This is a genomic window from Streptomyces sp. NPDC055025 (genome assembly GCF_053608565.1).
Genome location: NZ_JBSGVS010000001.1, coordinates 183,584 through 209,245, shown reverse-complemented (window position 1 = coordinate 209,245; position 25,662 = coordinate 183,584). Strand labels below are relative to the sequence as shown.

The 25,662-nt window shown below is 68.5% G+C and carries 23 protein-coding genes and 4 pseudogenes; 11 read left to right on the top strand and 16 right to left on the bottom strand.

Features of this window, described 5'->3' with window-relative positions; all coding sequences use genetic code 11:
* Positions 1 to 302 precede the first annotated feature (302 nt).
* On the bottom strand, positions 303 to 608 hold the full coding sequence (locus ACWGDX_RS00840) for a hypothetical protein (protein ID WP_453620828.1): 306 nt from the start codon (positions 606 to 608) through the stop codon (positions 303 to 305).
* 66 nt (positions 609 to 674) lie between these two features.
* A complete protein-coding gene (locus ACWGDX_RS00835) occupies positions 675 to 1,061 on the bottom strand; it encodes a replication-relaxation family protein (protein WP_453620827.1) in 387 nt (128 codons plus the stop codon).
* A 504-nt stretch (positions 1,062 to 1,565) separates the two neighbouring features.
* Here ACWGDX_RS00835 and ACWGDX_RS00830 point away from each other — a divergent pair.
* Positions 1,566 to 1,994, top strand: coding sequence for a hypothetical protein (locus tag ACWGDX_RS00830; protein ID WP_453620825.1), 429 nt, complete (start codon positions 1,566 to 1,568; stop codon positions 1,992 to 1,994).
* A 1,007-nt stretch (positions 1,995 to 3,001) separates the two neighbouring features.
* On the opposite strand, the gene ACWGDX_RS00825 is transcribed toward ACWGDX_RS00830, so the two are convergent.
* Positions 3,002 to 3,202 carry a hypothetical protein gene (locus tag ACWGDX_RS00825; protein WP_453620823.1) on the bottom strand — a complete coding sequence of 67 codons (201 nt, stop codon included), beginning with the start codon at positions 3,200 to 3,202 and terminating at the stop codon, positions 3,002 to 3,004.
* A pseudogene (mobF, locus tag ACWGDX_RS00820) lies at positions 3,199 to 4,857 on the bottom strand (MobF family relaxase). The gene ACWGDX_RS00825 and the pseudogene mobF overlap by 4 nt, the downstream one beginning before the upstream one ends.
* Positions 4,858 to 5,171: 314 nt before the next feature.
* Here mobF and ACWGDX_RS00815 point away from each other — a divergent pair.
* From ACWGDX_RS00815 to ACWGDX_RS00795, 5 genes are all read left to right on the top strand, one after another.
* Positions 5,172 to 5,459 carry a hypothetical protein gene (locus ACWGDX_RS00815; protein ID WP_453620821.1) on the top strand — a complete coding sequence of 96 codons (288 nt, stop codon included), beginning with the start codon at positions 5,172 to 5,174 and terminating at the stop codon, positions 5,457 to 5,459.
* Positions 5,460 to 5,468: 9 nt separating this feature from the next.
* Complete coding sequence (locus tag ACWGDX_RS00810) at positions 5,469 to 5,720, top strand: hypothetical protein (RefSeq protein WP_453620819.1); 252 nt, start codon at positions 5,469 to 5,471, stop codon at positions 5,718 to 5,720.
* Between the two features lie 36 nt (positions 5,721 to 5,756).
* Entirely contained in the window at positions 5,757 to 6,962 is a 1,206-nt protein-coding gene (locus ACWGDX_RS00805) for a tyrosine-type recombinase/integrase (RefSeq protein WP_453620818.1), read from the top strand.
* The gene (locus ACWGDX_RS00800; RefSeq protein ID WP_453620816.1) at positions 6,955 to 7,170 is read left to right on the top strand and encodes a hypothetical protein; all 216 of its coding nucleotides are present in this window, start codon (positions 6,955 to 6,957) and stop codon (positions 7,168 to 7,170) included. The genes ACWGDX_RS00805 and ACWGDX_RS00800 overlap by 8 nt, the downstream gene beginning before the upstream one ends.
* A 148-nt stretch (positions 7,171 to 7,318) precedes the next feature.
* A complete protein-coding gene (locus ACWGDX_RS00795; RefSeq protein WP_453620814.1) occupies positions 7,319 to 9,376 on the top strand; it encodes a tyrosine-type recombinase/integrase in 2,058 nt (685 codons plus the stop codon).
* A gap of 104 nt (positions 9,377 to 9,480) precedes the next feature.
* On the opposite strand, the gene ACWGDX_RS00790 is transcribed toward ACWGDX_RS00795, so the two are convergent.
* Entirely contained in the window at positions 9,481 to 9,966 is a 486-nt protein-coding gene (locus ACWGDX_RS00790; RefSeq protein WP_453620812.1) for a hypothetical protein, read from the bottom strand.
* A gap of 127 nt (positions 9,967 to 10,093) precedes the next feature.
* Between ACWGDX_RS00790 and ACWGDX_RS00785 the strand changes: the two are divergent.
* The 3 genes and pseudogenes from ACWGDX_RS00785 to ACWGDX_RS00775 form a co-directional block, all read left to right on the top strand.
* Positions 10,094 to 10,912 (top strand): annotated as a pseudogene (locus ACWGDX_RS00785) (integrase); the annotation flags it as partial.
* Positions 10,913 to 11,111: 199 nt separating this feature from the next.
* Positions 11,112 to 11,450, top strand: a complete 339-nt coding sequence (locus ACWGDX_RS00780) for a hypothetical protein (RefSeq protein WP_453620810.1) — start codon at positions 11,112 to 11,114, stop codon at positions 11,448 to 11,450.
* Positions 11,451 to 11,552: 102 nt separating this feature from the next.
* Positions 11,553 to 13,457, top strand: a complete 1,905-nt coding sequence (locus ACWGDX_RS00775; RefSeq protein ID WP_453620808.1) for a tyrosine-type recombinase/integrase — start codon at positions 11,553 to 11,555, stop codon at positions 13,455 to 13,457.
* A 75-nt stretch (positions 13,458 to 13,532) separates the two neighbouring features.
* Here the strand turns inward: ACWGDX_RS00775 and ACWGDX_RS00770 are convergent, their stop codons facing one another.
* From ACWGDX_RS00770 to ACWGDX_RS00750, 5 genes and pseudogenes are all read right to left on the bottom strand, one after another.
* Positions 13,533 to 13,751 (bottom strand): hypothetical protein, encoded by a 219-nt coding sequence (locus ACWGDX_RS00770; RefSeq protein ID WP_453620806.1) that lies wholly within the window; start codon positions 13,749 to 13,751, stop codon positions 13,533 to 13,535.
* Between the two features lie 483 nt (positions 13,752 to 14,234).
* Positions 14,235 to 15,401, bottom strand: coding sequence for a hypothetical protein (locus ACWGDX_RS00765; protein WP_453620804.1), 1,167 nt, complete (start codon positions 15,399 to 15,401; stop codon positions 14,235 to 14,237).
* A gap of 217 nt (positions 15,402 to 15,618) precedes the next feature.
* Positions 15,619 to 15,711: pseudogene (locus ACWGDX_RS00760) on the bottom strand (NADP oxidoreductase); the annotation flags it as partial.
* Between the two features lie 72 nt (positions 15,712 to 15,783).
* Positions 15,784 to 17,268: an alpha/beta hydrolase gene (locus ACWGDX_RS00755; protein ID WP_453620802.1), complete on the bottom strand. Its 1,485-nt coding sequence runs from the start codon at positions 17,266 to 17,268 to the stop codon at positions 15,784 to 15,786.
* Positions 17,269 to 17,730: 462 nt separating this feature from the next.
* A complete protein-coding gene (locus ACWGDX_RS00750; protein WP_453621016.1) occupies positions 17,731 to 17,937 on the bottom strand; it encodes a hypothetical protein in 207 nt (68 codons plus the stop codon).
* Positions 17,938 to 18,054: 117 nt separating this feature from the next.
* Here ACWGDX_RS00750 and ACWGDX_RS00745 point away from each other — a divergent pair.
* Positions 18,055 to 18,549, top strand: a pseudogene (locus ACWGDX_RS00745) (amidohydrolase family protein); the annotation flags it as partial.
* Positions 18,550 to 18,590: 41 nt separating this feature from the next.
* On the opposite strand, the gene ACWGDX_RS00740 reads toward ACWGDX_RS00745, so the two are convergent.
* On the bottom strand, positions 18,591 to 19,202 hold the full coding sequence (locus tag ACWGDX_RS00740) for a TetR/AcrR family transcriptional regulator (RefSeq protein WP_453620800.1): 612 nt from the start codon (positions 19,200 to 19,202) through the stop codon (positions 18,591 to 18,593).
* 156 nt (positions 19,203 to 19,358) lie between these two features.
* On the opposite strand from ACWGDX_RS00740, the gene ACWGDX_RS00735 reads away from it, so the two are divergent.
* Entirely contained in the window at positions 19,359 to 20,852 is a 1,494-nt protein-coding gene (locus ACWGDX_RS00735; protein ID WP_453620798.1) for an MDR family MFS transporter, read from the top strand.
* 409 nt (positions 20,853 to 21,261) lie between these two features.
* On the opposite strand, the gene ACWGDX_RS00730 is transcribed toward ACWGDX_RS00735, so the two are convergent.
* From ACWGDX_RS00730 to ACWGDX_RS00710, 5 genes are all read right to left on the bottom strand, one after another.
* A complete protein-coding gene (locus ACWGDX_RS00730; RefSeq protein WP_453620796.1) occupies positions 21,262 to 21,513 on the bottom strand; it encodes a hypothetical protein in 252 nt (83 codons plus the stop codon).
* On the bottom strand, positions 21,514 to 21,810 hold the full coding sequence (locus ACWGDX_RS00725; protein WP_453621014.1) for an LLM class flavin-dependent oxidoreductase: 297 nt from the start codon (positions 21,808 to 21,810) through the stop codon (positions 21,514 to 21,516).
* 25 nt (positions 21,811 to 21,835) lie between these two features.
* Entirely contained in the window at positions 21,836 to 22,342 is a 507-nt protein-coding gene (locus ACWGDX_RS00720; protein WP_453620794.1) for an LLM class flavin-dependent oxidoreductase, read from the bottom strand.
* Between the two features lie 580 nt (positions 22,343 to 22,922).
* The gene (locus ACWGDX_RS00715) at positions 22,923 to 24,530 is read right to left on the bottom strand and encodes a protein kinase domain-containing protein (protein WP_453620792.1); all 1,608 of its coding nucleotides are present in this window, start codon (positions 24,528 to 24,530) and stop codon (positions 22,923 to 22,925) included.
* A gap of 415 nt (positions 24,531 to 24,945) precedes the next feature.
* A complete protein-coding gene (locus ACWGDX_RS00710) occupies positions 24,946 to 25,443 on the bottom strand; it encodes a WhiB family transcriptional regulator (RefSeq protein ID WP_453620790.1) in 498 nt (165 codons plus the stop codon).
* Between the last annotated feature and the right edge of the window lie 219 nt (positions 25,444 to 25,662).

The window sequence follows — 25,662 nt, the reverse complement described above, 5'->3', positions numbered from 1 at the left end:
AAGCCGTCCTCAAGGGTGGCGTGCCCAGACTCCCCGGGACCGCGCGGCTACCCGCGACGCCTGAACAGCCCCCGGGCCTTCGACGTCTCCGCAGCCGCCACCGACAACGCCCGCGCGGCGGCGGGCCCGGCCCGAGCCTCCTTCATCCAGGCCGGGCCGCCGTGCTCACCGCGCCTTCGGCAACGCGTCCAGAGAGCGGCGTTCCTCCCCCTCGCCGCGGCCGGCCACTCGCCACACCGGCTCATCGGGGCCGTGCTGAGTCAGCTGAGCCAGCGTCGTAGTCGCCACGATGATCCGGTAGTTCACGCCGTGGACGTGCTGGGCGCCTGGTGGAATGCCGCTTCCCAGGTGGCCGGGGCCGCGCAGCGCGGGGCTGGGGCGAAGACGAACAGCAGCGGCGGGAAGGGCCGGTCCAGGGACGGCCCGGCGTAGGTCTCCTGCCAGTGGTTGCGTGGGGCCCGGGCGGCATTGCCGCGTCCGGACGGCGGCGCGTTGCGGTAGGCGTCGTAGCGCTCCAGTTTGGCGAGAAGGCGGGCGTAGGACATGGTGCGGTCGATCTCCACGAACGCGCTGGAGCCGTCGGCCAGGAGGACCACGGCGTCGGGCACCAGGTTCCCGGCCGGGGTGGGATGGGCGACTTCTACTTGCCAGTCGGCGTGGTCGGCTACCTCCGCCTAGTGGAAGGCGATGACGGTGTCGACCAGCGCGAGGCCGTGTTCCCGAAGACCCGTCTTGCTGGCGGCGATGCGCTTCCCGGTGGTCCGGCCGGCCGTCGGTGCGAGTTCACCGGAGGCGGCGGCTTCGGCGAGGCCCGCCGGGGTGCAGTACCAGTAGCTCTGCTGGGCGCGGTGGGTCCGGCCGACCAGGGCCGGGGATTCGGCGAGCAGGTTGCGCAGCGCGCGACGGACGTGGTCGGTGTCCTGCTGGTGCGGCAGTAGCAGTGCCTTGAGCTGGCGGGGTGTGGCCAGGCCCAGCTGGGCGAGGGTGAGCAGGACCTCGCCGCGGATGTCCGTGCCGGCCTTTGTCGCCGCCTTCCGGGCCCGGGACGCTTCTCCAGGCACATCAGTGCTGGGAGACAAGGAGTTGCAACCAGCCGGGGCAGGGCGACAAGGGGTCTGATCAGCGACAACCGACAGACGACGGCTCGGAACTGCGGGGCTGGGAGCGTGGCTTGCCGCAGGGCTCGTTGCGGGGCTCGCTGTCGCAGCGCTGCCCGACCCGGTCGGCGGCGTCGGAGGGAGGGGCGGGAGGGGTGCGGTGGACATCGCGGCCTCGGGATTCTCCGACCGTACGCGGCCGGATCGGTGACAGGTCCGGCCCGCACACGTGAGGCGTACGGGCCCCAGCCACCGTGAGAAAGCACCCCTTGTCCGCGACCTGACGGCCACCGCTCCCGGCTGTCCGTTATGACCCTTGACCACCCCTTGACGAGACGGTTCGTCCGTGACCGACCTCACGAGCAGTGCCCCGCCCCGGCTCCGAAATCTATCCACAGGCCAGGGGCTGCACCGTAGAGAGCGGCCGGGTGCAGCAGGCGCCCGACGTGCGAACAGTGAGGAAGCGTCATGGAGACGACCACGTCGACGGTGCCCCAGCTTGCCCCGGAGCAGATCGCGCGGGCCGCCGACTATGTGGAGCTGGTCTGGCTGTACCAGGACAGCGAGCGGGACAAGGCAGCGCTCGCGGAGTTCCATGCCGACGGCCAGGAGCTGGCGGTGCTGGTCGGTGAGTTCGGCGCGCTGCTGCTGGCCGACTACATCAGCATCGTGCCCGATGAGCACACCGACTGCGAGTCCGGGTATGCCCTCGGGCAGCTGGTGGCCGTGGCAAGCCGGTACCTCAAGCGGTGGTGCCTGGCCGGTGGCGGGGCGCAGGCCGCCTGGATCGCGGCGGGATTCCTGATCGAGTGCATGCAGGAGGTAGACCAGGTCTCCCAGTTCCTTGCCGACGTCCGCGGCAACGTCGACAGTGGGCACGGGCTGGCTGCGGTTTGAGAGGTCGGGACGGCGGCCGGCGACGTCGTCCTCGATGTCGTCGGCCGCACCTGAGTGCGCATCGTGGCGCGCACCTGTGCGATGTGTAGTGCACAACGCAACGCACTTCTCCACCTCCGGTGCGCACCGGTGCGGTTCACACCCGGCCCGGTGCGCACGGTGCAGGGCACTCACCGCACGGTGTTGCGCATCGCCGTGCGGAGTGCGCACCGCACCGCGCACCAATTCACGCAGCGTGAAGGGCTCAAGGGCGGGTGCGGGAGGGAGAGTTCTCCCCTCGGTGCGCAGCATCGCGCACGCATAAGGGAGGATGCCGGCGGTAGCGAACGTGGTCTAGGGAAAACGTCGGAACCTTCGACCACGACAAGGGTTGATTCTCAACTCGACAAGGGGTGCGCACCGGCCCGGCCTCTTTGGACAAGGGGTGCGCACCGGCGGCACCGGCCCTGCGCACCGTCACTCAGCGCATGCGCACCAAGGGAGTGCCGGGCACTCTCGCGGACATCGCGGTGCGCACCGGTACGTCCGGGCGGAGTGCACGACATCGCCGGTGCGTGGGCCGGTGCGCGCGGCGCGGCTGGCCGTGCGCACCCGATGTTCGCGGCGCGGTGCGCGGTGGGCGCACGAACATCGTCGGTGCGCGCACCGGATGAACGGGATGTTCCGTACTCACCGCTGGCGGCCTCGGCGCAGGCGCGCGGACCGCCACGGGTTCGGTCGGCCACCGGGGTACTGCCGCGAGCGGCGCCGGACCGGCGGCGGCTCAGGAGACGGACGCAGTGCCACGCGCAGTCGGGACGCGTCGGCGAGCTGCTGAAGGTGCTTCAGTTGCTCCGGCGTGAGGTACGGCGGGATCGGGTCGACCATGCGGGCCTCCGTGCTTCGGCGGGTCGGTTCCCCGCACCCTCGCCCGTCCCCGCCGCCTCCAGGACGTGGGTGCCGGCCGCGTCCCGGCAGTTGGCTCGACGACTTCGCCGTCCGTTCCGCCGGGCGGGCTCCGGTCTCCCTCAGCGGCGGCGGCCGCCCGCTCCCCTGCCCTGGTCCGGCTGCGTCGGGTGCTGCTGCTGACTGCCCGGGTCGGCGGCCGGGGCCTGGTCCGCCTGGGTCGCCTGCCTCGTCTGGTCCGCCTGCTCTTCGACCGTGCGGCCGCGGGCCTCTGCCGCGTAGGTGAGCGCGGCGATACGGGCGAGGTTCTGCGGCGAGGTCATCCACGTCTCGGGGGCCGTCGTGCGGCCCTCCAGGTACTCCTGCGGCATCGCGGCCTGCTGGTGGGCCTGGAGGCAGCGGCCCGCTGCGCCGGAGTTCGAGCGGCGTCCCGGCCCGGGTGGTCGACGGCGTGCGGCGCGGCCAGCGCTTCGTCCCTTACGGCGGGCGGTGCGGTGAGGGTGGCCCGGATCGTGTTCTGCAGGGCGAGGCTGGCGACCCGGGCCCGCTCGTACCGGGACGACTCCCGGGGCGGCTTCCCATCGGTGCCCGCGATCCACCAGCGGATGGGCCAGGCGAAGTCGGCGGTGTAGGAGAGCTGATCCGGGGCCGGGGTTCGCCGGCCCTTCTGCGGCACGGTCAGCTGACGGCCGTAGCGCTCCAGGGCCCGGTCGGCGATGTGGCTGTCGACGCCAGGCACGTAGGCGCGGCCGCGCAGGGTCTCCATCAGATGCCGACGCGCTTCGGCCAGGACGTGGCGGCGGGAGAAGACCCCGCGCACGGTGAAGACGACTGCGGCGACATCGGCGATGGCGAGCGCGGTGTCCACCAATGGCCCCACCCGGGCCCGGATCGCCGCACCGGCCGCCTGGCACCGCTGAAGCAGCCCGTCGACCATCCGCTGCCCGAACTTCAGGAGCGCGGACACGCGCCACCACGCGAGCAGCTGGTCCAGCGGGCGCGGGGTCTTCTTGTCCGGGCGGGTCTCCTGCGCCGCCCACCACGCCAGACCGTGACGGGCTCGCTCGCCGGGCAGATGACCGTGCTTCTTCACGTACTCATCGGTGATGCCCTCGAGGACGTCCTCGATTCGCCGGCGGCGGGTGGAGGACCAGTCGATGAGCTCCTGGTCGACCCCGGCTATCTCCATCACCGGGCGCAGGCCCGGCGTCACCTCCCGCGGCACGGTCGCCAGCCCGAGCATCTCGCACACCTCGGTCGTCATCTCCAGGGTGTACAGCGCGTCGGCCGCCACGATGTGCTTGTAGAGGCGGACCGTGTCCAGCGCGTACCAGGAGCCGTCCGGGCGCTACACCCGGTTCAGGATCAGGCAGTGCTCATGCAGGAGGGAAAATCCGTTCCTGTTGTCGTAGTGCCGGAACGCCGCGACGACCAGGGCCGGGGCCTTCGCGCGCTCCCGGCCGGACGCCCACCGGACCTCCGCGACCTCATCCTCCAGCCAGCGCAGCGTCTTGGAGACGGTCTGCTTGTGCGCCCGCTCGATGACCCGGCGCGTCCTCTCATCCCCCAGCGCCCACAGCACGACCAGTGACGCCTGCGCCCGGAACACGAAGTCGACGGCGAGCAGCGGGGTCTGTCCGCGCTGCTCGATCTCTTCGACCGGCTGACCGAGGACAGTAGCCAGCCGTGCCGTGGCCGGTTCGGCGCCGTCGTCCAGGAGCTCTCGCTCGATCCGGTCGGCGTCCGGATGCCGGCCCTGACCGAAGACCAGCTCCATCTGTCGCTCGGTGACCGTCTGTCCGACGGTGAGCCCGAGCGCGGGCAGGCCGCGGCCCATCCACACCCCGGGCGGGAGGCCGGCCTTCTCCTGGGCGTCCTTCAACAGCTCACGGGCCGGACAGCGGCCGTCTCCGAAGGCGACCCCGCGTACGTGGTAGCGCCAGGCATTCCGCTTCTGAACCTTCGCGACACTCAGCATCCCGGCAGCGAACACCCGATCTGAACTGCACGAAAGCCCGATCCCGTGGGGGTGGGAGGGTTCACCGGAACTTCACGGCCGATCCCGCCGGACGGGCATCTGCACCAACGTCATGCCCACCAGGCGAACACCACCCGGGGCCATGCAAATGCTGCGCGACGGCCAGCCCCACACGCCTCACACGCCTCAAGAACGCCAAGTAACCGACTCCAGCGGTATTCAGCGCACTCGTCACCACCGACTCCCCACCCGAGCGAGACACCCACCGCCCCCGGCACCGCCGGCGGTTTCGTGCTTCCCAGAGGAGAAACACCTTGCCGACCTACGAGGCCCTGCCCCGCTTCACCGCCGACCTGGACCGCCTCACCCCCGAACAGCGCCAACGCTTCCAACAGGCCGTCACCGTCTTCGTGGACGACCTGCGTGCCGGGCGCTTCCGCGCAGGCCTCCGCATCAAGGGCGTGCGACGCGCGCCCGGCGTCTTCGAACTCACCTGGGACGGAAACGGCCGCGCAGCGTGGCAGTACGGCCCTGAGATGGTCCGCGGTGTGTTGACTGAACTAACTTCGACGTTTTCGCAGGTCAGGACACTTTTCTGTTAGCTTCTCGGCATGCTTGTTCACAGCGGTCCCGGGAGGGATCTGAGGAGCTTCGCCCTGCCCGAATCCGGTCAGCTGCTGGCGACGGGAGACGTCTGGGAGCCGTACCGGTTGGTCGATCAGCACGGTCAGCGGGTCGAGCCAGTCGCCGTGTACTTCAAGGACCTGCTCGCGGCGGACACCCCGGCAACCACACTGCGGTCGTACGGCAACGACTTGCTGCGGTGGTGGCGACCTGTTAACTGCACCATGTCCCGATCGTGAACCAGGCGGATCGCCTGGTCCTTCCAGGAGCGTGGTGTGGTGGAGGACGTAAGACGTGCCCTGATGGAGGGGAAATGCTCGCTTCCCGAAGTCGGCGCCGTGGCCGCTGGGACGACGAGAGACCTTCCGTTCGTCCTGCTGGATGCTGACGGCTGCGAGGTCGGGCCGGTCAGTGCCTACCTGAGGGATCTGATGCTGGGGGACGTCAGCCCGCTGACCTGCCGGAGCTACGGATTCGGGCTGTTGCGATGGCACCGGCTGCTCTGGTTTCTGCAGATTCCCTGGGACAGGGCCACTGAGGCCGAGGTCGCGGCGCTGGTCGGCTGGCTGCGGGAAGCGCGCAACCCGCAGCGGCTCCGCAAGCGGAACAGCGCGTTTCCCCCTCCGGGGTCGGTGAATCTGAAGACCGGCAAGCCATCGCTTCGGGAGGGGTACGCGCCGAGCACGATCAACCACAACCTCAGTGTGCTCAGCGGCTTCTATGCGTTCCATGCGTGGTTCGGCGCCGGTCCGGTGGTCAATCCGGTGCCGGCCTCGCGTGGGCGTCGTCAGGCTCTCGCGCACCGCTCCCCGTTGGAGCCGACGCCGGTGTTCCGGCGGGGCCGACTGCGGCAGAAGGTGCCGGTGCAGACCCCGCGGTCCATACCCGACCACCTGTGGGACGAACTGTTCGCCGGGATGGGCTGCGACCGTGACCGGGCGCTGCTGGAGTTCTACGTCTCCTCCGGGGCCAGGGCGGGCGAGCTGCTGGGCGTCGGTCTGGACGACATCGACTGGTCTGGCCAGCTGATATACGTGATCAGCAAGGGCACCCGTATCCGGCAGCCCGTGCCCGCATCCCCGGACGCCTTCCGCCATCTGGGCAGCTACCTGGCCACCGACGGGTTGCCGGACCCGGGCCAACCCGTGTGGCGCACCCGCCGCGGGGATCCGAGACCGTTGACCTATTGGGCGATGCGACGCGTTCTCCAGCGGGCCAACGACAAGCTCGGAACCAAATGGACCTTGCACGACGCTCGCCACACGGCAGCGGTCAGGATGGCCGGAGACGAACGGCTCACCCTCGCCGAGGTACAGACGATCTTGCGGCACGCTCACCTCGACACCACCGGGCGCTACCTCACGGCCCGCGTGGAGAACCTGCACGACAAGCTCCAGGAGCACTACACCAAACCGCGTCCCCAGCGCACCTTCGCCGCCGGGTACGACCCGGAGAACATCAAGGCGGTGTTCGGTGGCTGAACTCGCGGCCCTGACCCAGCCGAGCCGGAAGGGCATCAGCCGCTTCGTCAGCGCGAACGCCGCCCCCGCTCCAGCCCCCGCAGTCCCGCCGCGTCCCCAGGGCGATCTGGCGAGGGCCTCCATCGAGGAGATCGCGCAGGCGGTACGCACAACAATGGCCAACGAGGTCAGCCGACAACCGTTGGAACCGAAGCCGCGGCGCCCGTGACCTTCTGCACCACCTGAGCCAGTTCCCGGGCGAGACCTGGCAGGAGCGATGGGAGGCCAGCGGGTTCAACCAGGGCGGGAAGCCCGTCTCCGTCCTGCGATCAGCGCCCCGGGACAGGAGCCAGATCGGTACCGGCGCTGCCTGCCTGATGTGTCTGCGGATCATCCAGCCCTCGCTGGAGGCATTCCGATCCAACACCTTCCTCTACTACGGGCAACGCTTCCTCGCTGCCCAAAACGACCCGCTACTGGAGAAGTTCTGGGCCGAGGTGCAGGCCGCGCCGGTGAACCCGATTCACCACGGGACCGCGCTGTTCGACGTCACAGTCGCCCTCACCACGCAGGGCATCGCCTTGGCCGACCTGACCCCCGCAGCCTTTCTGCACTACGCGTGGGAGTGCCGCCGTCAAGGACTGGTCCTGGGAGCACGCGGAGCCGACAGCCGGTTCCCCGGGCACCTGGCCTGGCAAGTCCTCCACACGATGGGCCACTTCCCCTCCCACGGGCCGGCGACGCTGAAGGCCGCCCTGCTCACCGGGCGGTTGACGGTTGAAGAACTGGTCGACCGCTACAAGATCCGCAATGCCGGGGGCCGGCACCTGCTCATCGCCTATCTAGAACGACGCAAACCCGAGCTGGACTACTCGACGCTGGACAACCTGTCCCGTCACCTGGCCAGCAACTTCTGGGCGACCATCGAACAACTCGCCCCCAGCCAGCCCGACCTGCGCATCGACGGCGAGCTCTATCAACGGTGGCGTGAGCGGGTCGCGGTCCGCGTGGACGGCAAAGGACAGCGCGACTTCGACCCCATCCTTCGGGCAGTCCGCGCCTTCTACGCAGATATCCAGGCGTGGGCCGCGGCGGAATCCGAGCAGTGGGCGATCTGCGTGGCGCCCTGCCCGGTCTCCGACGCCGAGGTCTGCGGCTACGGGATCCGCAAACGACGCGTCAAGGAACGCATGGACGACCGCACCCGGCAACGGCAACCGCTGCTGAACACCCTCGTGGAACACCTGGAGAACCGGTACGGCCACCTCCGTGACCTCCTCGCTCAGTCCGCGGACGCAACTGGCGGACGGACCATCACCCTGGAGGGCCGCACCTACCAGCGCCTGTGGAGCCGGGTGGACGAACTCCGCGTCCGGCTTGGAGGACTGGCGAACGTCCGCGTCCGCGACCTGGAGAGCGGCAAGTACATCAACGTCACGCATGCCGAGGACGCCGCTTTCTGGGAGTGGGCGATCGTTGAGGTCCTGCGGCACTCAGGCGTGCGTATAGAGGAGGCCCTGGAACTCACCCATCTCAGCATCCGGCAGTATCAACGGCCCAACGGCGAGGTCATCGCCTTGCTCGTAGTCGCTCCCTCAAAAAGCGACCGGGAACGCGTCATCCCGATGTCCGCCGAGCTGTTCGCTGTCATGGCGGCCATCGTCCGCCGCCACACTGCCGGCGGCCAGACCATCCCGCTCTTGCCTCGTTACGACCCGAAGGAACGGCAGAGCAGCGCACCCATGCCGTTCTTGTTCCAACGCAAGATCGGCACCAAGCACGAGGTCATGTCGGACACCACCGTGGTCAACATGCTGAAGCGCCGCTGCGTCGAGCTCGCCGAACAACACCCCGGTTTCCTTGCGACCAGCTTCACCCCGCACGATTTTCGCCGACTCCTGGCCACGGAGCTGGTGAACAGCGGGCTTCCGATCCACATCGGAGCGGCCCTACTCGGACATTTGAATCTTCAAACGACTCGTGGATACGTCGCCGTGTTCAACGAGGACGTCGTCCGGCACTACCAGGGATTTCTCGACCAGCGCCGCCAGGCCAGACCAACCGACGAGTACCGGCCGGTCACCGAACCCGAATGGCTCGGCTTCGAGGAGCACTTCGACCAGCGCAAAGTCGAGCTGGGAGGATGCGCCCGCCCCTACTCGACACCTTGCCAGCATGAGCACGCCTGTCTGACATGTCTCATGATCAACATCAATCCGAAGATGCTGCCCCGCCTCGACGAGATTGAGGTCGACCTTCTGGCACGCCGGGCCCGAGCCGAAGCAGAGGGGTGGCTCGGTGAGATCGAAGGAATCGACCTCACCCTGTCCTTCCTGCGCCAGAAGCGGGACCAGACCCGTCGGCTCGCCAGGGTCGCGCCGGTCGACCTGGGCATACCCGGCATCGCGCCGCGATCACCGGCGAGGCGAGAATGAGGGGATGTATCTGGCTGCCAAGAGTCGGGGCGACCTCGGCATGCCTGCCCGCAGAGGAAGCCGAGAAGAGCCTCGTGGACATGCGCCACCGTCCCGCACAGGGCTCACACCAGCAGCCGAATCGACGGAACCTCCGCATCCACCGCGATCTCCGTCTTGCAGCCTCCGCAGTACACACTCGTGGGCCGCCGAACGTTCGTCTGGATCGAACCTTCGCTCGACGTCTCCTGGTGAGGGCAGTAGTTGCCGTAGTGCAGGCGAACCCAATTGCTCAACGGCGTTGCGTCGGTGCCCCGCTTTGCATCCTTGAACGGCGCCCACCAGAAGTCCACCACAATCCGCAACGCCAGCCGGTCGTCCTGGCTTGTCACGTCGAACGCAGCGATCCGAGCCGCGGCAAAGTGCTGCCCGTTCCTGCCGCTCCAGCAGATGGCCCGCTCGGCCCCCCGCTCCAGCACGTTGGTGCGTCCGACCCGCTCGCAGACGAAGCAATCCAGGTTCAGCTGGATCGTGGGTTTCCAGAACAACCGATCACGATGAACCTTCTCAAGCCCAGACAGAACCGCGGTGATCTCAAGGCTGCGCAACATCGTGCGATCGTCGCACAGCTGCTACAGCGACATCGCGGGCACCCCGACTTGCAAAGTGCAGAGAAGGTTCCTTTGGGCGCTCGACATCGAGTGGGACCGGGCCGTCCGGGAAGACGCACGGGATTTCATGCTCTGGATGCAACTGGCCGACAAGCCGGTGCGCGTGCGCTGGCGGCGTCGTGACGCCCCTGCGGGCGAAGGCCAGCCTGCCCTGAAAGCCACCACGGCAGCCCCCGTCCCGGGATCTCCGAACCCGGTGACCGGGAAACCCACCATCGGGAAGAAGTACGCCGCGAGCACCCGGGCCCACTGCGAGACGGTTCTGCGGACCTTCTACGACTTCCGCCTCGCCAGCAACTCCGGCTCGCTGCTGATCAACCCGTTCCCGCTGGACCGTTCGCGCCGTCGCGGGCGAGCCAACGCCCATCACAACCCGATGGAGGACTTCAAAGCCCAGCGGACCGGTCGATACCGTCCCCGCGTCCCCGAGCGGATCCCGCGCCGAGTACTGGACGACAAATGCACCGAAGTCTTCGCCGGGCTGCGCTCGCACAGGGACACGGCCCTGCTGGCCTCCTGGGTCTCCACCGGTGCCCGGTCGGAGGAACTCCTGACGAGCCGGGAACGCGATGCGATCCCCGGGCAGCAGCTGATCGGCGTGATCCGCAAAGGCACGAGGGTCTACCAGCAGCTGCCCGCCTCGCCGGACGCGTTCGTATGGATACGGCTCTACCAGGAGGAAGCCTGGGCCAACGGAGTCCCCCGAGGCCGTGACCAGCCACTGTGGTGGACCCTTCGGAGGCCGTGGCGCCCGCTGAACTACCACGCTGCACGCGCGATGTTCGTCCGGGCGAACAAGCTGCTGGGCTCGAACTGGACCCTCCACGACCTGCGGCACACGGCCACCTTCCGGATGACGCAGGACCCGGAGTTGTCCATGGCCTACGTCCAGCACATCCTGGGCCACAAGTACCAGAGCACCCTGCAGAAGTACGTCAACCCCAGCACCGACGAGGTCATCGAAGCCGGGCTCGCCCATCACGCTCGCCAAGAGCACAAGCGGGCCCACCCGTCTCGTCTCCTCCTCCGTCGGCACCCGCCTACAACCCCGAGTCCCTCGGCATCCTCTTCGGAGGGACCCTCGCATGACGACATCGAATCTCACCCTCCCGACCGCCGTCCCGGCATCACCGAACCGAGTGCTGTTCGGAGCCGAGGCGGTCGCACTCCTGAAGCGTTTCCCCGCCCGTCCCCGGCTGACCAGCTGGCCCGAGACGGACGCAACGCGCGAGGAGGTCATCGCTCGTCTCAGGCAGCCGCCGCTCAGGGTCAAGGGCCACTCCACGCAGGACAGCCGGATGGTCGGGGTGCGCATCCTGCTCTCCTGGCTGGAGACTTTCCCCGGCGATACCTGGCAGCAGCGCTGGGAGGCGAGCCCGATCGCCGCCGAACCGGAGAAGTGGTACGAGAAGGTCCGGGAGTGAACACCGACGGTCGACAGGACAACCAAGACGGGCCATCTTCAGGCCGGTCTGCTGGCCCTGCTCTGCGCAGACGTGGTCCGCCCGGATACGACATGGCTCGCCGTGAACTACTCCAGACACCTGCGGCCGGCCCTCGCGCAGTCCCGCGACCCGGAGGGATTCGCCAGCCTGGAAGCCTGGATCCCGCAGAACGTGCGCGTCACCCGGCACGCTTCGGAAGCACTCGCGGCCCTCGCCCAAGTCCTGGCGACCCGGGGCGGGAAGCTCCGGGACATCGTCGTCGGGGACCTTTTGGAGCGGTGCTACGCGCCCGTCGCCTACAACCGCACCACTCGCGGAGTGCGCCTCGCCTATCTCTGGCTCCGCGAACGCGGCCAGTTCCCCCACAACGCCCCCACGACCCTGCTGTTCACCACGCACCGCGCCGGACAGGTCACTCCGGCAGAGCTCGTGGACCGCTACGATCTGAAGTGCCTGCCCATCCGCGGCCTGCTCGTCGGCTACCTCACCGAACGACAGCCCACCCTGGACTACGCCACCCTCAAGAGTTCGGCAGCGATCCTCGCCGGCAACTTCTGGGCCGACCTCGAACAGAGCCACCCCGGCATCGACTCCATCCGGCTGTCGCCCGAGACCGCCTCGGCCTGGAAGACCCGCCTCCCGACGAAGACCGCCCGTCGCAGACAAGCCGACGGAACCGTGATCACGGTGACCGAACCGCGGACCAGCGCCCCCGCGATCAAGATGACGGTGCGGGCGTTCTACCTCGACATCGACGAGTGGGCCCTGAGCGAGCCCGAACGATGGGGACAGTGGGCCTCTCCTCCCCCAGTCACCGAGGCCGAGTGCTCCGTCAAGAAGCTGGAGAAGCGCCAGAAGTCCAAGTCCGACCGGCGCACCCGGGAACGTCTTCCCGTCCTGCAGGCGCTCGTCCGGGTCGCCACTCGCAGGCTGAAAGACGCTACAGCCAGGCTCAACGCGCTCAACGCGGCACCGCTGGGATCCACCTTCACAATCCTCGGCGAGACCTTCACCGTCCCCAAAAACAGCATCCGTCCCGACGGGCACCCCACCGGGGTTCATGACGCCGCAGGCGAGCGTCGCGACCTGGCTTCGGAGGAACGGCGGGCGTTCTGGTCCTGGGCGGCCATCGAGATATTCCGTCACACCGGGATCCGCATCGAGGAACTCCAGGAACTCAGCCACCACAGCATCATCAGCTACCGGCTGCCCAGCGGAGACGTCGTCCCGCTTCTCCAGATCGCGCCCTCGAAGACCGACCAGGAACGGCTCATCCTCATCAGCCCCGAGCTTGCCGACGTGCTCAGCGCGGTCATCTCACGCGTCCGTGACAGCACCGGCCGAGTCCCGCTGATACCCAGCTACGACCTGCACGAGAAGACCTGGAACTCGCCCATGCCCCTGCTCTTCCAGCCCCACGATTTCCGCAGGATGTTCATCACCGAGGCGATCCTCAACAGCCTCCCGCCACACATCGCCCAGGTCATCGCCGACCACAGGAACATCAACACCACGATGGGATACGCGGCCATCTACCCCGTCGATGCGCTCGAAGCGCACCGCGCCTTCATCGCCCGTCGCCGCGACCTCCGCCCAGCCGAGGAATACAGGGCTGTCACCGCTGAGGAATGGCAGGAGTTCCTGTCCCACTTCGAGCGGAGGAAGCTGGCGCTGGGCGAGTGCGGGCGGGCCTACGGAACCGACTGCATCCACGAACACGCCTGCGTCCGCTGCCCCGTCCTGATCGTCGCCCTGGACGAGAAGCCCCGCCTGGAAGAGATCCGCGACAACCTCAAAGACAGGATCGCCGAAGCCGAACGCGAAGGATGGCTCGGCGAAGTCGAAGGACTGTCCACCAGCCTCGCCGCCGCCGAAGACAAGATCGCCCAGATCGAAGCCCAGCAGGAAAAGGAGCAGTCCCCCGTCTTCCTGGGCCTGCCCACCCTCACCCAGCTCACCGTCCGCACCAGCGAAGTCACCAAGTAGCAACCGCGGGACGCATATCCGTCCGGCCCTGCTCACGCTCACGTCATGCGCGGACCACCACCGCTTCCGAAGTCGTCAGCGGAAGTCGTAGTCCTCATCCATGCCGCTGGAGAGCCAGATTTCCTCGGCTCCAGCGAACGAGTGCCCCTCATCAGGCTCCTCCTCATGATCAAGGAAGTCCGGACCCTCGAAGTGGTCCTCGCCGATCATGCACCGACAGGGAAAGATCTCCTGTGAGGGTTCACCGTTGACGAGGCTGTTGACGACATGGTCATGCGAAGGTCCCGTAGGCATGGCCCGATGCTACCGAGCCGGACCAACACCCCCGCCAGCCCCGTCTTCCCGTAATGATCTCCGAGTCGTTAGTTCAGAGAAGGCCTTCCGCACGTCCTCTGGAGGCGGATCGGCGGTCATGACATCCTCACCGGCCCGTGATCACCGTGCGGACGCAGCGGAGGGCTGGTTTCCCGGCCTCGGGAAACCAGCCCTCTGTTGTGTGTTGCGTCTTACGGCTTCGGGGCGTGAATTGCCTTGGTCCGCAGTGGCCTTACTGATGGTGAAGGCACGGGCGGCCTGCCAGTCCTCGTGCAACTGTGTCAGGGAGCGGGGCCGTGGTTTCGCGGGGCAGCAGCTTGGCCCGTGCCCGCTCGGAGACCACGGATTCGAACTTCAGGCTGCCGTCGGTGGCGGTGGCGGTGACGTACTTGTGCTCCAACTAGGTGAGGCAGGCTGCCATCCTGTCGAGCCGAGCCCTCGAACCTCATCCGGAAAGATCGGTTAGGTGGCATCAACTGGGGGCGTGTCTGCTTCACCACTGGTGTCATCAGAGGATGTCTGCCACCACCTCAGGAGGCACCCTCTGACGATGTATCCAAAGGTGTGTAGGTGCATGGGCAGATCCTTTGCCAACCAAGCTGAATTGCCAGCCGCAGCCGCGATGCCGGAGGGACGCTCGTCCAGTGCTGCTCCACTCGGCATCGGCACCTGGCAAAGAGGGGACGGGAAGGGCACACCACCATGCAGCCTCGCTGACCGGTAGCCGTACACCTGGTTGATCCTCTTCTTGAGGCTCGGCCAGTCCCATCCGACTTGCGCATACTCCTCAGGTCTCACCGGAGGGGGCACCGGCAAGTACCTCTCAACGCAGGACATGAAGCGCGCAGTGGCCTTCACAATCGGGACTAGCCGGGAAGCCACAGAGGCCAAATGCACCTCGCCGCCGGCCTCCAGGAGGTCTGCTGCCAGATCTGGCATCTCTTGCTGAAGCAGGTCAGAAGGTACAGCGTCTCTCAGCACTTCCCAACCGGCGATGACCTCAAGTGCCGACACCAGAAAAAGCCAGGCGAGCTCAGGGTCGGTGTCTGCCACCCACAGAGCGTCTCGATACTGGCGAGCAGCTCGGACGAGCGTGACGGCTTCTGCGCGCCCCAGCGTGAAGTATCGATCCATCCAGCCGTCCATGGACTCCATGCTGACTTGCTGGGGAGTGGGATAGATGGGGCGCCCAGTCGCTGTCCAGGCAGGGACGTGGTGGCCGTAGAACTCGGGCGCTCCTCTGGGAGCCCCCTCCTTGAAGCTGCGGACCCGCCCTCCAGATCGCAGACGCATGCCGGCCACCAGGGAAATGATGCAGGCGATCTCGTCATCCAACGTGAGGTTCAGCCACCCATCGGTGTCGGTCTTATCCATCGGCTGCACCTTGAACACGGGAAAGTGATCATCAAGGTACAGCGCCAGTACCGGCGCCATACGTCCGCTCTGAGGCAAGCCGAAACAGTTGGTGATGACGTAAGGATGGCATGTGACCTCAAGATCACCCGTCACGCGCGTATCGGAGTAGAGGAGGAACTCGGCTCCGCCTGTCTGCGGACACCCTCGCTCAACAAAGTGCCGGGCGTTCCAGCTCCACGGAGCTGAGACGTTGAACTGCTCGTTCTCATGCATGAGTTAAACGGTGGGCCTAGCGGGCAACCGCGCACAACGGGTTTGATCGCATCCCGCCCGGCGGATCGCGTAGGGCTGACAGTCCTGCCCCATCCATCACTCGGCCGGAACCCCAGCGTAAGCAGTCCCCCGTCTTCCTGGGCCTACCCAGCCTCTCTCAGCTCACCGCCCGCACCAGCGAAGCCACCGAGTAGCCGCTGCGGGGCCAACTCACCCACAGTCCCGCTCGTTCGAGACCACCGCCAGCTCTGGGCTCGCACCCCACGTCCCGCACCAACCCACGCACGCGTGCCAGGGCTTCCTGGTAGTCGGTGAGTTGCCTGCGCGTCACGATCGTCTTCCTACCGGATCCGCCCCCAGTCGGATCCGGATCGGCAAGCTGTCAGGACGGCACTGCGGGGCAGTTGGTGCCCCGGGGTGGGACTGCAAGGTCGGTGAGGTATCTGTCCACGGCGTCCTCCATACACGGGCCGCTGGTGACGCTGCCGTGGCCGTGGCCCTCGTAGGTGAGGAGCACGCCGCTGCGGCCGAGCTGCCGGGCCACCGAGACCGCCCACGGGTAGCCGGTGGCGGGGTCGTGCAGCGCGTTGGAGACCAGGATCGGCGGGGCACCGTGTGTGTCCAGGCGGTGCTGCGGATTGGCGGTCGGCGCGCCCAGACACGCCGCTGCCATGTGGATCGGCAGCAGGTAAGGCAGGTCAGGCGCGGTCGTGTTCATCATGGCGACGAGCGAGGCGTACTCCTGGTAGTCGCGCACCGGCAGGTGCCAGTCCGAGCAGAAGACCGGGGTGGCCGAAGGCAGGGGCGCTATCGAGGTGGGCGACGCGGGCAGCGGCTTGCTCGCCTCCATCCCCGCGATCGCCGTGGCCAGGTCCGCGTAGTCGGCCTGGTAGAACTTCCGAAACGCGATCTTGTTGACCAGGTCCGAAGAAGACAGCGAGGTGCCCGGCTTCGCCGGGTCCTCCAGCTCGCCGCGCCCGGCCCGGGCCAACAGGCCCTGCCAGACGGCGCGGACGTCGCGGGCGTACAGCGCGCAGTCCGCGGCACCGTCGCACCACTTCACGAACTCCTGGAATGAATCCTCTGCGGTGGCCGCCTCGGACTGCAGGAAGTCACGGGTGGTCGGGACGCTGTGGTCCATGACGCTCTCCAGCACCATCGCGCGCACGCGGCGCGGGTAGGTCTCGGCGTACTGTGCCCCGAGCAGCGTGCCGTACGAGCTGCCGTGGAAGGTCAGTTTCCGCTCGCCGAGGGCGGCCCGGAGGGCGTCCAAGTCCCGGACCGTCTGGGCAGTGTCGAGGTGGTCGAACACTGGGCCGGTACGGGCCCGGCAGTCGGCACGGAGCCGCCTGTTGTACGCCATGGTGGCGTCGAAGTCCGCCTGGCTCTTCAGCTCCGGTGATGGCCGCTTGGCAAGCAGGTCACCGGAGCAGGTCACCGGGTTGCTGCCGCCCACGCCGCGCGGGTCGAAGCTGACGATGTCGAAGCTGCGGCGGACCTCGGGGCTGAACCGGCTGATACGGCGCACCACCATCTCCACACCCGAGTCGCCCGGCCCGCCGGGGCCGAACACCATCGAGCCGACGCGTGCGCCGGGGTCGGTGGCCTTGCGGCGGGCCACGGCCAGGTCGAGTCTCGGCCCGTCCGGGTGGGCCCAGTCGACCGGCACCGAAAGGATGGCGCACTCGGCTCCCGGCTTCGCCGGGTCGTCACACGGTGCCCATCGCAGGGCCCCGGTGGCGGACGGCGACGCGTGGGCCGCGGGAGCGGCGGCGAGGCCGGTGATTACGGCCGTGGCGGCTCCCACCACCATGGCCGTGCCCTGCGCGGCGATGCGCCGCATGGCGGATCTGCCCCTTAACGGCATGGATCCTCCTCGTGAAGAGAGCGGTTGTGTCAGGCGTACGGGCCCGGCCGGGGCACCGTCGTCACGTTAGGTGCATTGCCGCCCATGCGGTGCCCCTGCCAGGGGTTTTTCCGGGTCGGGTCGGGGACCACTCAGGGACGATCGGGGTGCAGGGCGAAAACCGGTCAGGGTCGAGTCAGGGGAAGGGATCCGTCGCAGTCTCAATCGATCTGTCGGCCATGACGCCGGCTTCTGCAAGGAGGGAAACACCGTCGAACTGCTGACTAACAAGCTCAAGGCCGCGGCTCGCCACCCGAAACGACAACACCCCAGACAGCTACTTCACCGACCTAGTCCAGAGAAGGTGTCCCCCACATCGTCTGGCGCCGCATCGGCACCCACGCCATCCTCACCGGCCCCTGACCTACCGCGCACCAGCCCTGGGTCACCATGGCGCCCCCGGGCAGCAAACCAGCTGGGTCCTCAGGGGCGACAGCTCACCAACCGACCAGACCGGGGTCCCCGACACCGCAAGACACCAGCACCCGATCGGTCATCGATCATGACGGTGTGGCAGTCAACAGGCGGAAGATCGCCGTCCCCGCAACACCCCCACCGACGGCCGACAGCCCGGCCGATCTCACGGATCGACGGCCCCTCCCCGCGGTCGGCGATCCACGTTCGGACCACACGCAGGATCTGCTCCTGGCGCTCGGTCGGCCCGCCCGTCACACCGCCCCCGCCCTGCGCGCCGCCGTTGTCGACGCGTCCGGCGCCACCCTGCTCCCCGGCCTGATCGACGCGAAGATGGACGGCCTGGTCCACCTCTTCATCGACCGGCCCGCCGACGCCAGGATCGTGCGCAAGGTCGCGGACGCCAAGGTGTTCGTCACGGCCTGCCTGTGCCTCAACAGGTCGATCAGGGGCGAGACCGGCGCCGATTTCGCCGCCGACAAGCGGGTCAGCTCCCGGCTCAGCAAGGAGTGGCTGGACACCCTGCGGCACGGGAGCCTCAACCACTACCCGGAGGGCGACTTCGGCGACGTGCTCGGGAGTGTCCTCGCGCTCCACCGGGCGGGGGTGGACATCCTGGTCGGCACCGACGTCTCGGTGGCCGTGCGCTACCCCGGCGGACTCGCCCTCGGCGCCAGCGTCCACCACGAGTTGCAGCTCCTCGTCCGGGCGGGGCTCACGCCCGTCCAGGCCCTGCGGGCGGCCACGTCCGTACCGGCCCGCCGCTTCGGCCTTACCGACCGGGGCCGTATCGCCGAAGGCCTGCGCGCCGACCTCCTCCTGGTCGACGGCGACCCCACCAGCCCCGGCGCTGACCCGCCGCCGTCTCGTCAGCGGTTGGGGACGAGCGCGCCCCAGCCGCCTTCGAGGAGGTCGAAGGCGCGGATGACAGCCTGGCGGGGGTCCTCGTGGTCGCGGGCGGTGCGGGGAGCCTCCAGGGCGAAGTGGGCCAAGGCCTTGCAGGCGGGATCGTGCGCGGGCAGGCCGCTCTCCTCCGCGATGACCTGGGCGAGGGCGCCGGTGTGGCGCAGCCATATGGCCTGTACGTAGTCCCGCAGCGCAGGGGTCCTGTCCACGAGGTCGGAGAAGGCGGCGAAATCGGTGTTGCCGTCCGCGAAGCGCATGCGATGGCGCAGCGCGTGGTCACGCAGCGCCCCCGGGATCGACTCGCCCGGGGGGCGCTCGCGTACCGCGGCGAGCAGGCCGGCCTCCTGATCGGCGTCCTCGTCAAAAACGAGGGCCTCCTTGACGGGGAAGTGCTTGAACAGCGTGGTGGTGGACACGTCGGCGGCGTCCGCGATCTCGCGGATGCCCACATCGTCATATCCGCGCTCCAGGAACAGGCGCACCGCGGCGTCGCTGATGGACCGGCGCGTGGCGGCCTTCTTGCGCTCACGGCGCCCCGTCGGCGCTGCCGGGGCGGGGAGGTCTGTCTGAGACATGGTTCCGAGCATACGCCAAAGGTTATGCGAATACAAAAGTGCAACTGTTGCACTTAGTGAGTCGGTGTGCTCTTCTGTTCTGGCGGTCGGCGAAACCTCGCCCCGCCCCCTCGTTCAGTCCCCGCCTTCCTCCATCCTGGAAAGGAGTCATCAGCCATGTCCGCAACCACACCCGCCCCCTCCATCCCGTCGGCCCCGCCGAAGAACGTGCGCTGGGTGATGCTCGGCATCATGCTCGCGATGCTGCTGTCGATGCTCGACAACATGGTCGTCAGCACCGCGATGCCCACGATCGTCGGCCAGCTCGGCGGCTTGAAGTACATCTCCTGGGTCGTGACCGCCTACACCCTGATCACCGCCATCACCACCCCGATCTGGGGCAAGTTCGGTGACCTGTTCGGCCGTAAGTCCATGTACCTGGCGTCCATCGCCGTGTTCATCGTGGGCTCCGCCCTGTGCGGAGCGTCCCGGTCCATGGGCGAACTGATCGCCTTCCGCATCGTCCAGGGGATCGGCGCCGGCGGTATCGGCGCGGGCGCCTTCGCGCTGATCGGCGTACTCGTACCACCCCGTGAGCGGGGCAAGTACCAGGGCATGACGGCCTCGATCCTGGCGATCGGCACCATCGGCGGACCGCTGCTGGGCGGATTCATCACCGGCCACTTCGACTGGCGGTGGGCCTTCTACATCAACCTGCCGCTCGGCCTGGTCGCCCTCGTGTGGCTGTGGCTGAAGCTGCACGTTCCCGCGCCCCGTATCAAGGCGAGGATCGACTGGGCGGGCATCGGCCTGCTGACCCTCTCCATCACCGCGATCGTGATGGCCGCCACCTGCGCGGGCAGCACCTACGCGTGGGGCTCCTGGCAGATCCTGTCGCTCGGCGCCGTCGCCGCGACCGGGCTCGCCGCCTTCATCGCCGTGGAGAAGCGGGTCAGCGAGCCGCTACTGCCGCTGACCGTGTTCACCGGACACCGCAACTACCCGCTGTCGATGGTCCTGACCCTCGCCGCCGGTGTGGTCATGTTCGGCGCCGGCCTCTACCTGCCGCTGTTCCAGCAGGACGTCCAGGGCGCCTCGGCCACCGACTCCGGTCTGCTGATGCTGCCGATGATGATCCCCGCTGTGATCGTCTCGACCCTCGCCGGAAATTACATGTCCGCCACCGGCCGGTACAAAATCTTCCCCGTCGCCGGCGCCGCCTTCCTCACCGCCGGGCTCGGCCTGCTGGCCACCATGGACACCGGCACCTCGACACTGCTGACCAGCCTGTACATGATCCTCGTCGGGACCGGCCTGGGCGCCACCATGCAGATGGCCAGCACCATCGCCCAGAACAGCGTCTCCCTGCGCGACATGGGCGCCGCGATGGCCTCGTCCAACCTCTTCCGTACCCTCGGCGGATCCCTCGGCGTCGCCGTCTTCGGCTCACTGTTCACCCGCGCCGTCCAGGCCCACCCGCCCACCGGCGCCCAGGACGCCTACCTCACCGCGGTCGCGAACGGCACCGGCCACATCTTCCTCACCGGCGCGATCATCTGTGCCCTGGCCTTCATCGCCTCGCTCTTCGTCATCGAGGTCCCGCTCAAGAAGGCCGGCCCGCCCGCCCCGGCGGAGAGTGCCGCTACCACTTCCCTCACCACGCTCGGCTGACACCACAGGCCCCACAACCTCGCCCGTTCCCTCTGCCGCCGCCAACCGGCTTCAGTCTCGGGAACGGGCGAAGGCTTGGCACGCAGCACTTCGGACGGACACGAGCGGATGCGCACGGTCAGAGGTCGGCGATCATCCAAGTAGACGTCACGGCAAGGAGAACATGGGGTAATCGTGGGCAATCGCGCTCTCGTACTCCTCCCCGCCAGGATGGATCGGCACCCGCTTACGCGCCTGCCGCGAAGGCTCCCCGGTAGGCCGCGGCCGGGTGGCGGTCGTTGAGGTGGGCGTCGGCGGCGAAGAGTTTCGTGCGCAGGGTGCCGGGTGTGTAGGCGCTCTTGGCAAGGCCGCGGCGGCGCAGTTCCGGCAGGAGCTTGTCGATGACCTCCTGGTACGAGCCGGGGATGTGTCAGTTGGTGACGTTGATGCCGTCGACGCCCGCCGCCTGCCACTCCTCCAGGACGTAGGCGACCCGGGCGGGCGGACCGACCACCCGGTTACGGCGCGTCAGGATCCGCGCCAGGTCACCGACCACGGGGTTCTCCTCGGTGACGCCCATCCGCGTCCAGTCCAGGACGGCCTGGCTTCGCGTGGTCCGGACCTCGGAGAGCGGGATGTCGAGCAGGTACGGCGTACCGTCCGGACGGTTCCCGTAGTTCATCTAAATGAGATAACCCCCCGGGCTGATGAACCTCTCCAGGTGCGCCTCCCGCGCCCGCGCCTCCTCCTCGGTGTCACCGATCACGAAGGTCAACGCCTCGAAGAACATGATGTCCCCGGCGCGCCGGCCCGCCTCGACCGCGAGCGCACGCGTCTCCGCGATCGCCGCCCTCGCGACCTCGGGCGTGGGGGCGGCGATGAAGACGGCCTCCGCGTTCCGGGCGGCGAACGCCTTGCCCGGTCCCGAGGCCCCGGCCTGGAAGAGCACCGGTGTCCGCTGCGGGGACGGCGAGGGCAGGTGCGGCCCGAGGACGCGGTAGCGCTCACCGACGTGATGGATGCGGTGGACCTTCGAGGGGTCCGAGTAGATGCCCCGCTCCCGGTCCTTGAGGACCGCGCCCCCGTCCCACGACCCCTTCCCACAGCTTGTAGACGACGTCGACGTACTCGGCGGCCCACCGGTAACGCTCCTCCTGGTCCGGCAGCCGGTCGAGGCCGAAGTTGCGCGCGGTGTTCTCGACGGCACTCGTGACGATGTTCCACGCGACGCGGACACGGGAGATGTGGTCGAGCGTGGACACCTTGCGCGCGAAGTCGAAGGGATGCTCCTGGACGATCGAGCTGGTGAAGGCGAGACCGAGATGTTCCGTGTGCACGACCAACGCCGACGGGAGGACCGCCGGGTCGTTGCTCGGGATGTGCAGCCCTTCCCGTACGTTCCCACTGAAGTCGCCGTCCGCCGGGCCCTGTACGCCGACCTGGTCCGCGAAGAAGATGCCGTCGAACAGCCCCGCCTCCAGCCGCTGAAGCGGGTCAACCGCGGTGGGCATAGGGCATGAACGCTCCCGGCCCCGAGCGACCTGAGGCACAGGACGGGCCACGACGAGGCCGGGCCGTCGGCCACAGAACGAAGCGCTCACCGGCTTGGTGCGTCCCGGCTCTCACTGCGGCTCTGGCTCTGTGTCCTCGGCTTCGCTGTACTGCAGAAGCAGCGCGATCAACCGCCTCCGGCGCGACGGTCCATCTGCCGGCTGATGACTGCTGCCAACCGTTCGGGGTCCAGGTAGGGAAGCTGTTCGCCGTCGGTTGCTGGCTTCGGCGGCTGTTCGTTTCGGCCGCTCGGTGAGACGCCGTCCCGGTTGCCTTCTTCGGATGTCGGAGGGTCCGTCGGCTGAGTGGTCCGGGGCGGGCGGCTCAGTGTCCACTCTCCCCTTTTCGGGTTTGCTGGGCTTCAGCTGTCGTTGTGCTGGCCGTTCTGCAGCGCGTGCTTTCCTGTCCTCGTCGGGGTAGAGGTGGAGGTTCCGCCGGCCGTGGACGCGGTCCTTGTACGCGGCGGCGGCCTCGATTGAGGTTGACCCTGACCATTGACCGCGTCCCGACGATGACGGCAGGTGGTTCGAGCGCCGTGTTTCAGTGCAGTGCAGCGTGCCTCTGCCAGTGGGCGAGCTGGTGGCGGCTGGTTTGGGTGGCCGGGTGGTCGGTGCCAAGGACCCGGGTGCGGTCGGCTGCCACCAGGGCCATCAGGCGGGCTGCCTCGGCCGGATTGCCGGCTTCTCCAGTGAGGCTGGCGTGGTCATGGCGGCTGCGCAGCGTGTCGGGGTTGTCCGGTCCCACCACCCGGGCGCAGTGCGCGGTCACATCGGCCATGAGCCGCGCCGCCTGCGCCGGATCACCGGCCTTCCCGACGTAGAGGGCGTGCCAGTAGCGGCTGCGCAGCGTGCCGGGGTTGTGCGGTCCCACCACCCGGGCCGTGTTGGTGGCTACGTTGGCCATGAGCCGGGCTGCCTGTGCGGGATCACCGGCCTCCCCGACGTAATGGGCGTGCCAGTGGCGGCTGTTCAGCGTGTCGGTGTGGTCCGGTCCGAGCACCCGGGCGTAGTCGGCGGTCAGGTCGGCGAAGAGCAGAGCTGCCTGTGCGGGATCGCCCTCATCCCCGGCGTAGCGGGCGTGGTTGTAGCGCATGGTCAGCGTGCCGGGGTGATCGGGTCCCGATACCAGGGCACGGTATTCGGCCAGGTGTCGGACGTAGTTCACTAAACCCCTTGAGAGTTCCTCTGGTGAGAGGGCTGCGCCGACGCGTTCGGCCGATGGGTGTGCGGCCACCTCGTCCGGCTGCACCGCCACGATGGGCGCACCCGGTGCGGGCGTCTGCCGACTCTTGATCAGCCTGGTCACTGCGGCGGGCCACGGCACGACTCCCGGGAACTCCTCCGGCGGAGTCCACCGGTCTGCGATCGTCCCGGCGAGGGCGGCCAGGGTGGGCCGCTGGACGGGATCCTTGTTCAGGCAAGCGGCGACCAGGCCTCGCAGCGGCCCGGGCACGCCGTCGATGCGGGGCTCGGTGTGCATGACGCGGTGCAGCAGCATCAGGAGACTGCCTTCACCGAACGGCCCAGTGCCAGTGGCGGCGAAGGCGACAACCGCGCCGAGCGCGAACACGTCACTGGCCGGGCCCACCGTTACGCCCTCGACCTGCTCCGGTGACATGAAGCCAGGCGTGCCGATTACCCCGGCGCCGGTCAGCGCGGTGGCGTCGATGGACCGGGCGATGCCGAAGTCGATCACTCGCGGGCCGTCCTCGGCCAGCAACACATTCGCGGGCTTCAGGTCCCGGTGCACGATGTTGGCGGCGTGGATCGCCTGCAACGCTTCCACCAGTCCGGCCACCAGCGGCCACAACAGTGCCTCCGGCAGCGGGCCGCCCGCTTCTACCGCCTCGGCCAGGTTCGGCCCGGGCACGTAGACGGTCGCCAGCCACGGCGGGTCGTCATCCGGGCCAGCCGCCACCACCGGCGCCGTGAAGGCACCGCTCACCGCCTGCGCAGCGGTGACCTCCTGCCGGAACCGGCGCTTGAACTCCGTCTGCTGCGCGTAGTACGGGTGCACGATTTTCACCGCCACCGCCCGTCCGGCCAGCGAGCGGCCCAGGAACACCCGGCCCATACCGCCCGCGCCCAGACGGCCCCGCAGTACGAACCCTCCGACCCTGGCCGGATCCCCGGCCTCCAACGGCTCCATCCTTGCCCCATCCCCCCGCTATCCCCGCGCGACACCATGCGTTACGGGCAATAGAGCAGGATCCCGCCGGACGGGTGGTCCGGGAATACCAGCCGACCGGATGCCGCAGCGGCCACTGACCGAGCGCACACAAGGGTGCGGGAAGATGCCGTAGGCCCACCCGGGGATTGCGTACATGAGGGTGGCTGCGACTGCGGCCGCCGCCCAGCTCTGCCAGAGGTAGAGGCCGTGGCGGACGAGGAGGAAGATCCCGGTGCCCGGCAGTACGGCCGCTGCTGCGATCGCCGTGCTCGCCCAGCGGGGGTGGTCGTGGAGGAATCGCGATGCCAATGCGGCGTACATGTCCGCGATCGCCAGAGTGAAAGTGGCCAGAGCGGCCAGGGCGGCGGCGGGCGGACCATAGTCCGGGCGTCCGTCAGGGCCGATCGGCGGGTCGAGCTTGCGGAAGGTCATCGTCGGCGTCCCGGTTGGTCGGTCCGTCGTGGTGCACCGTAGCGGTCGGGGCCGGGTTCAGACGCCGGCGGTGGTCCGCAGTCGGCGCCGCATGCGGCGCCGGGGGCGCCGTGTGAAGCCGGTGCGGCGGCATAATTCTGCTGCCTTGCACGATGTGCACGGCTTCTCCTTGGCGCGGATGTGCCGACGGTATGCGGTCGGGGTGCCGCAGGGGCGGTTCTCCCGTTGGTGGCCGCGGCCACTCCATCCGGGCGGCACGCTCGGCGGTCGTCTCGCCGCCCCAGGTTCCCCACTCCCGGTGAGCGCGTGCCCGGCTGCGGCACGCCTGAGCGAGCGGGCAGTCCTCGCACAGCTTCTTGGCCAAGTCGGCCTGGGCGTCGTCGTGGAAGACCTCGGGATCGGTGGTGGTGCAGTTCAGGACGGTGTCGTCCTGGTGCGGGAACGCGACGGCGGTGGTCACGGGCGGCCACCGATGATGCGGGTGGCGAGCAGCAGCAGGAGGTAGTCGCGCTGGGCGCGCGTCGCGTCCAGGTCGCGGTAAAGAGCCTCCAGCTTGGGGTCGGTGATGGTCGAGGCGGTCGGGCGGGCGGTGGCTGGAGGAGGAACGCGAGATCCTGCGCAGGGCGGCGAAGTATTTCGCCGGGGAGACGCGCTGGTGAACCGCTTCCAGTTCGTTGCC

What these genes read in the sequence shown, in the direction of transcription:
- ACWGDX_RS00830 (WP_453620825.1), top strand. Translation starts at nt 1,566, where the DNA reads ATGGAGACGACCACGTCGACGGTGCCCCAGCTTGCCCCGGAGCAGATC.
- ACWGDX_RS00825 (WP_453620823.1), bottom strand. Translation starts at nt 3,202, where the DNA reads ATGACCTCGCCGCAGAACCTCGCCCGTATCGCCGCGCTCACCTACGCG.
- ACWGDX_RS00810 (WP_453620819.1), top strand. Translation starts at nt 5,469, where the DNA reads ATGCTTGTTCACAGCGGTCCCGGGAGGGATCTGAGGAGCTTCGCCCTG.
- ACWGDX_RS00795 (WP_453620814.1), top strand. Translation starts at nt 7,319, where the DNA reads ATGTGTCTGCGGATCATCCAGCCCTCGCTGGAGGCATTCCGATCCAAC.
- ACWGDX_RS00790 (WP_453620812.1), bottom strand. Translation starts at nt 9,966, where the DNA reads ATGTTGCGCAGCCTTGAGATCACCGCGGTTCTGTCTGGGCTTGAGAAG.
- ACWGDX_RS00780 (WP_453620810.1), top strand. Translation starts at nt 11,112, where the DNA reads ATGACGACATCGAATCTCACCCTCCCGACCGCCGTCCCGGCATCACCG.
- ACWGDX_RS00770 (WP_453620806.1), bottom strand. Translation starts at nt 13,751, where the DNA reads ATGCCTACGGGACCTTCGCATGACCATGTCGTCAACAGCCTCGTCAAC.
- ACWGDX_RS00765 (WP_453620804.1), bottom strand. Translation starts at nt 15,401, where the DNA reads ATGCATGAGAACGAGCAGTTCAACGTCTCAGCTCCGTGGAGCTGGAAC.
- ACWGDX_RS00755 (WP_453620802.1), bottom strand. Translation starts at nt 17,268, where the DNA reads ATGCCGTTAAGGGGCAGATCCGCCATGCGGCGCATCGCCGCGCAGGGC.
- ACWGDX_RS00740 (WP_453620800.1), bottom strand. Translation starts at nt 19,202, where the DNA reads ATGTCTCAGACAGACCTCCCCGCCCCGGCAGCGCCGACGGGGCGCCGT.
- ACWGDX_RS00735 (WP_453620798.1), top strand. Translation starts at nt 19,359, where the DNA reads ATGTCCGCAACCACACCCGCCCCCTCCATCCCGTCGGCCCCGCCGAAG.
- ACWGDX_RS00730 (WP_453620796.1), bottom strand. Translation starts at nt 21,513, where the DNA reads ATGAACTACGGGAACCGTCCGGACGGTACGCCGTACCTGCTCGACATC.
- ACWGDX_RS00720 (WP_453620794.1), bottom strand. Translation starts at nt 22,342, where the DNA reads ATGCCCACCGCGGTTGACCCGCTTCAGCGGCTGGAGGCGGGGCTGTTC.
- ACWGDX_RS00715 (WP_453620792.1), bottom strand. Translation starts at nt 24,530, where the DNA reads ATGGAGCCGTTGGAGGCCGGGGATCCGGCCAGGGTCGGAGGGTTCGTA.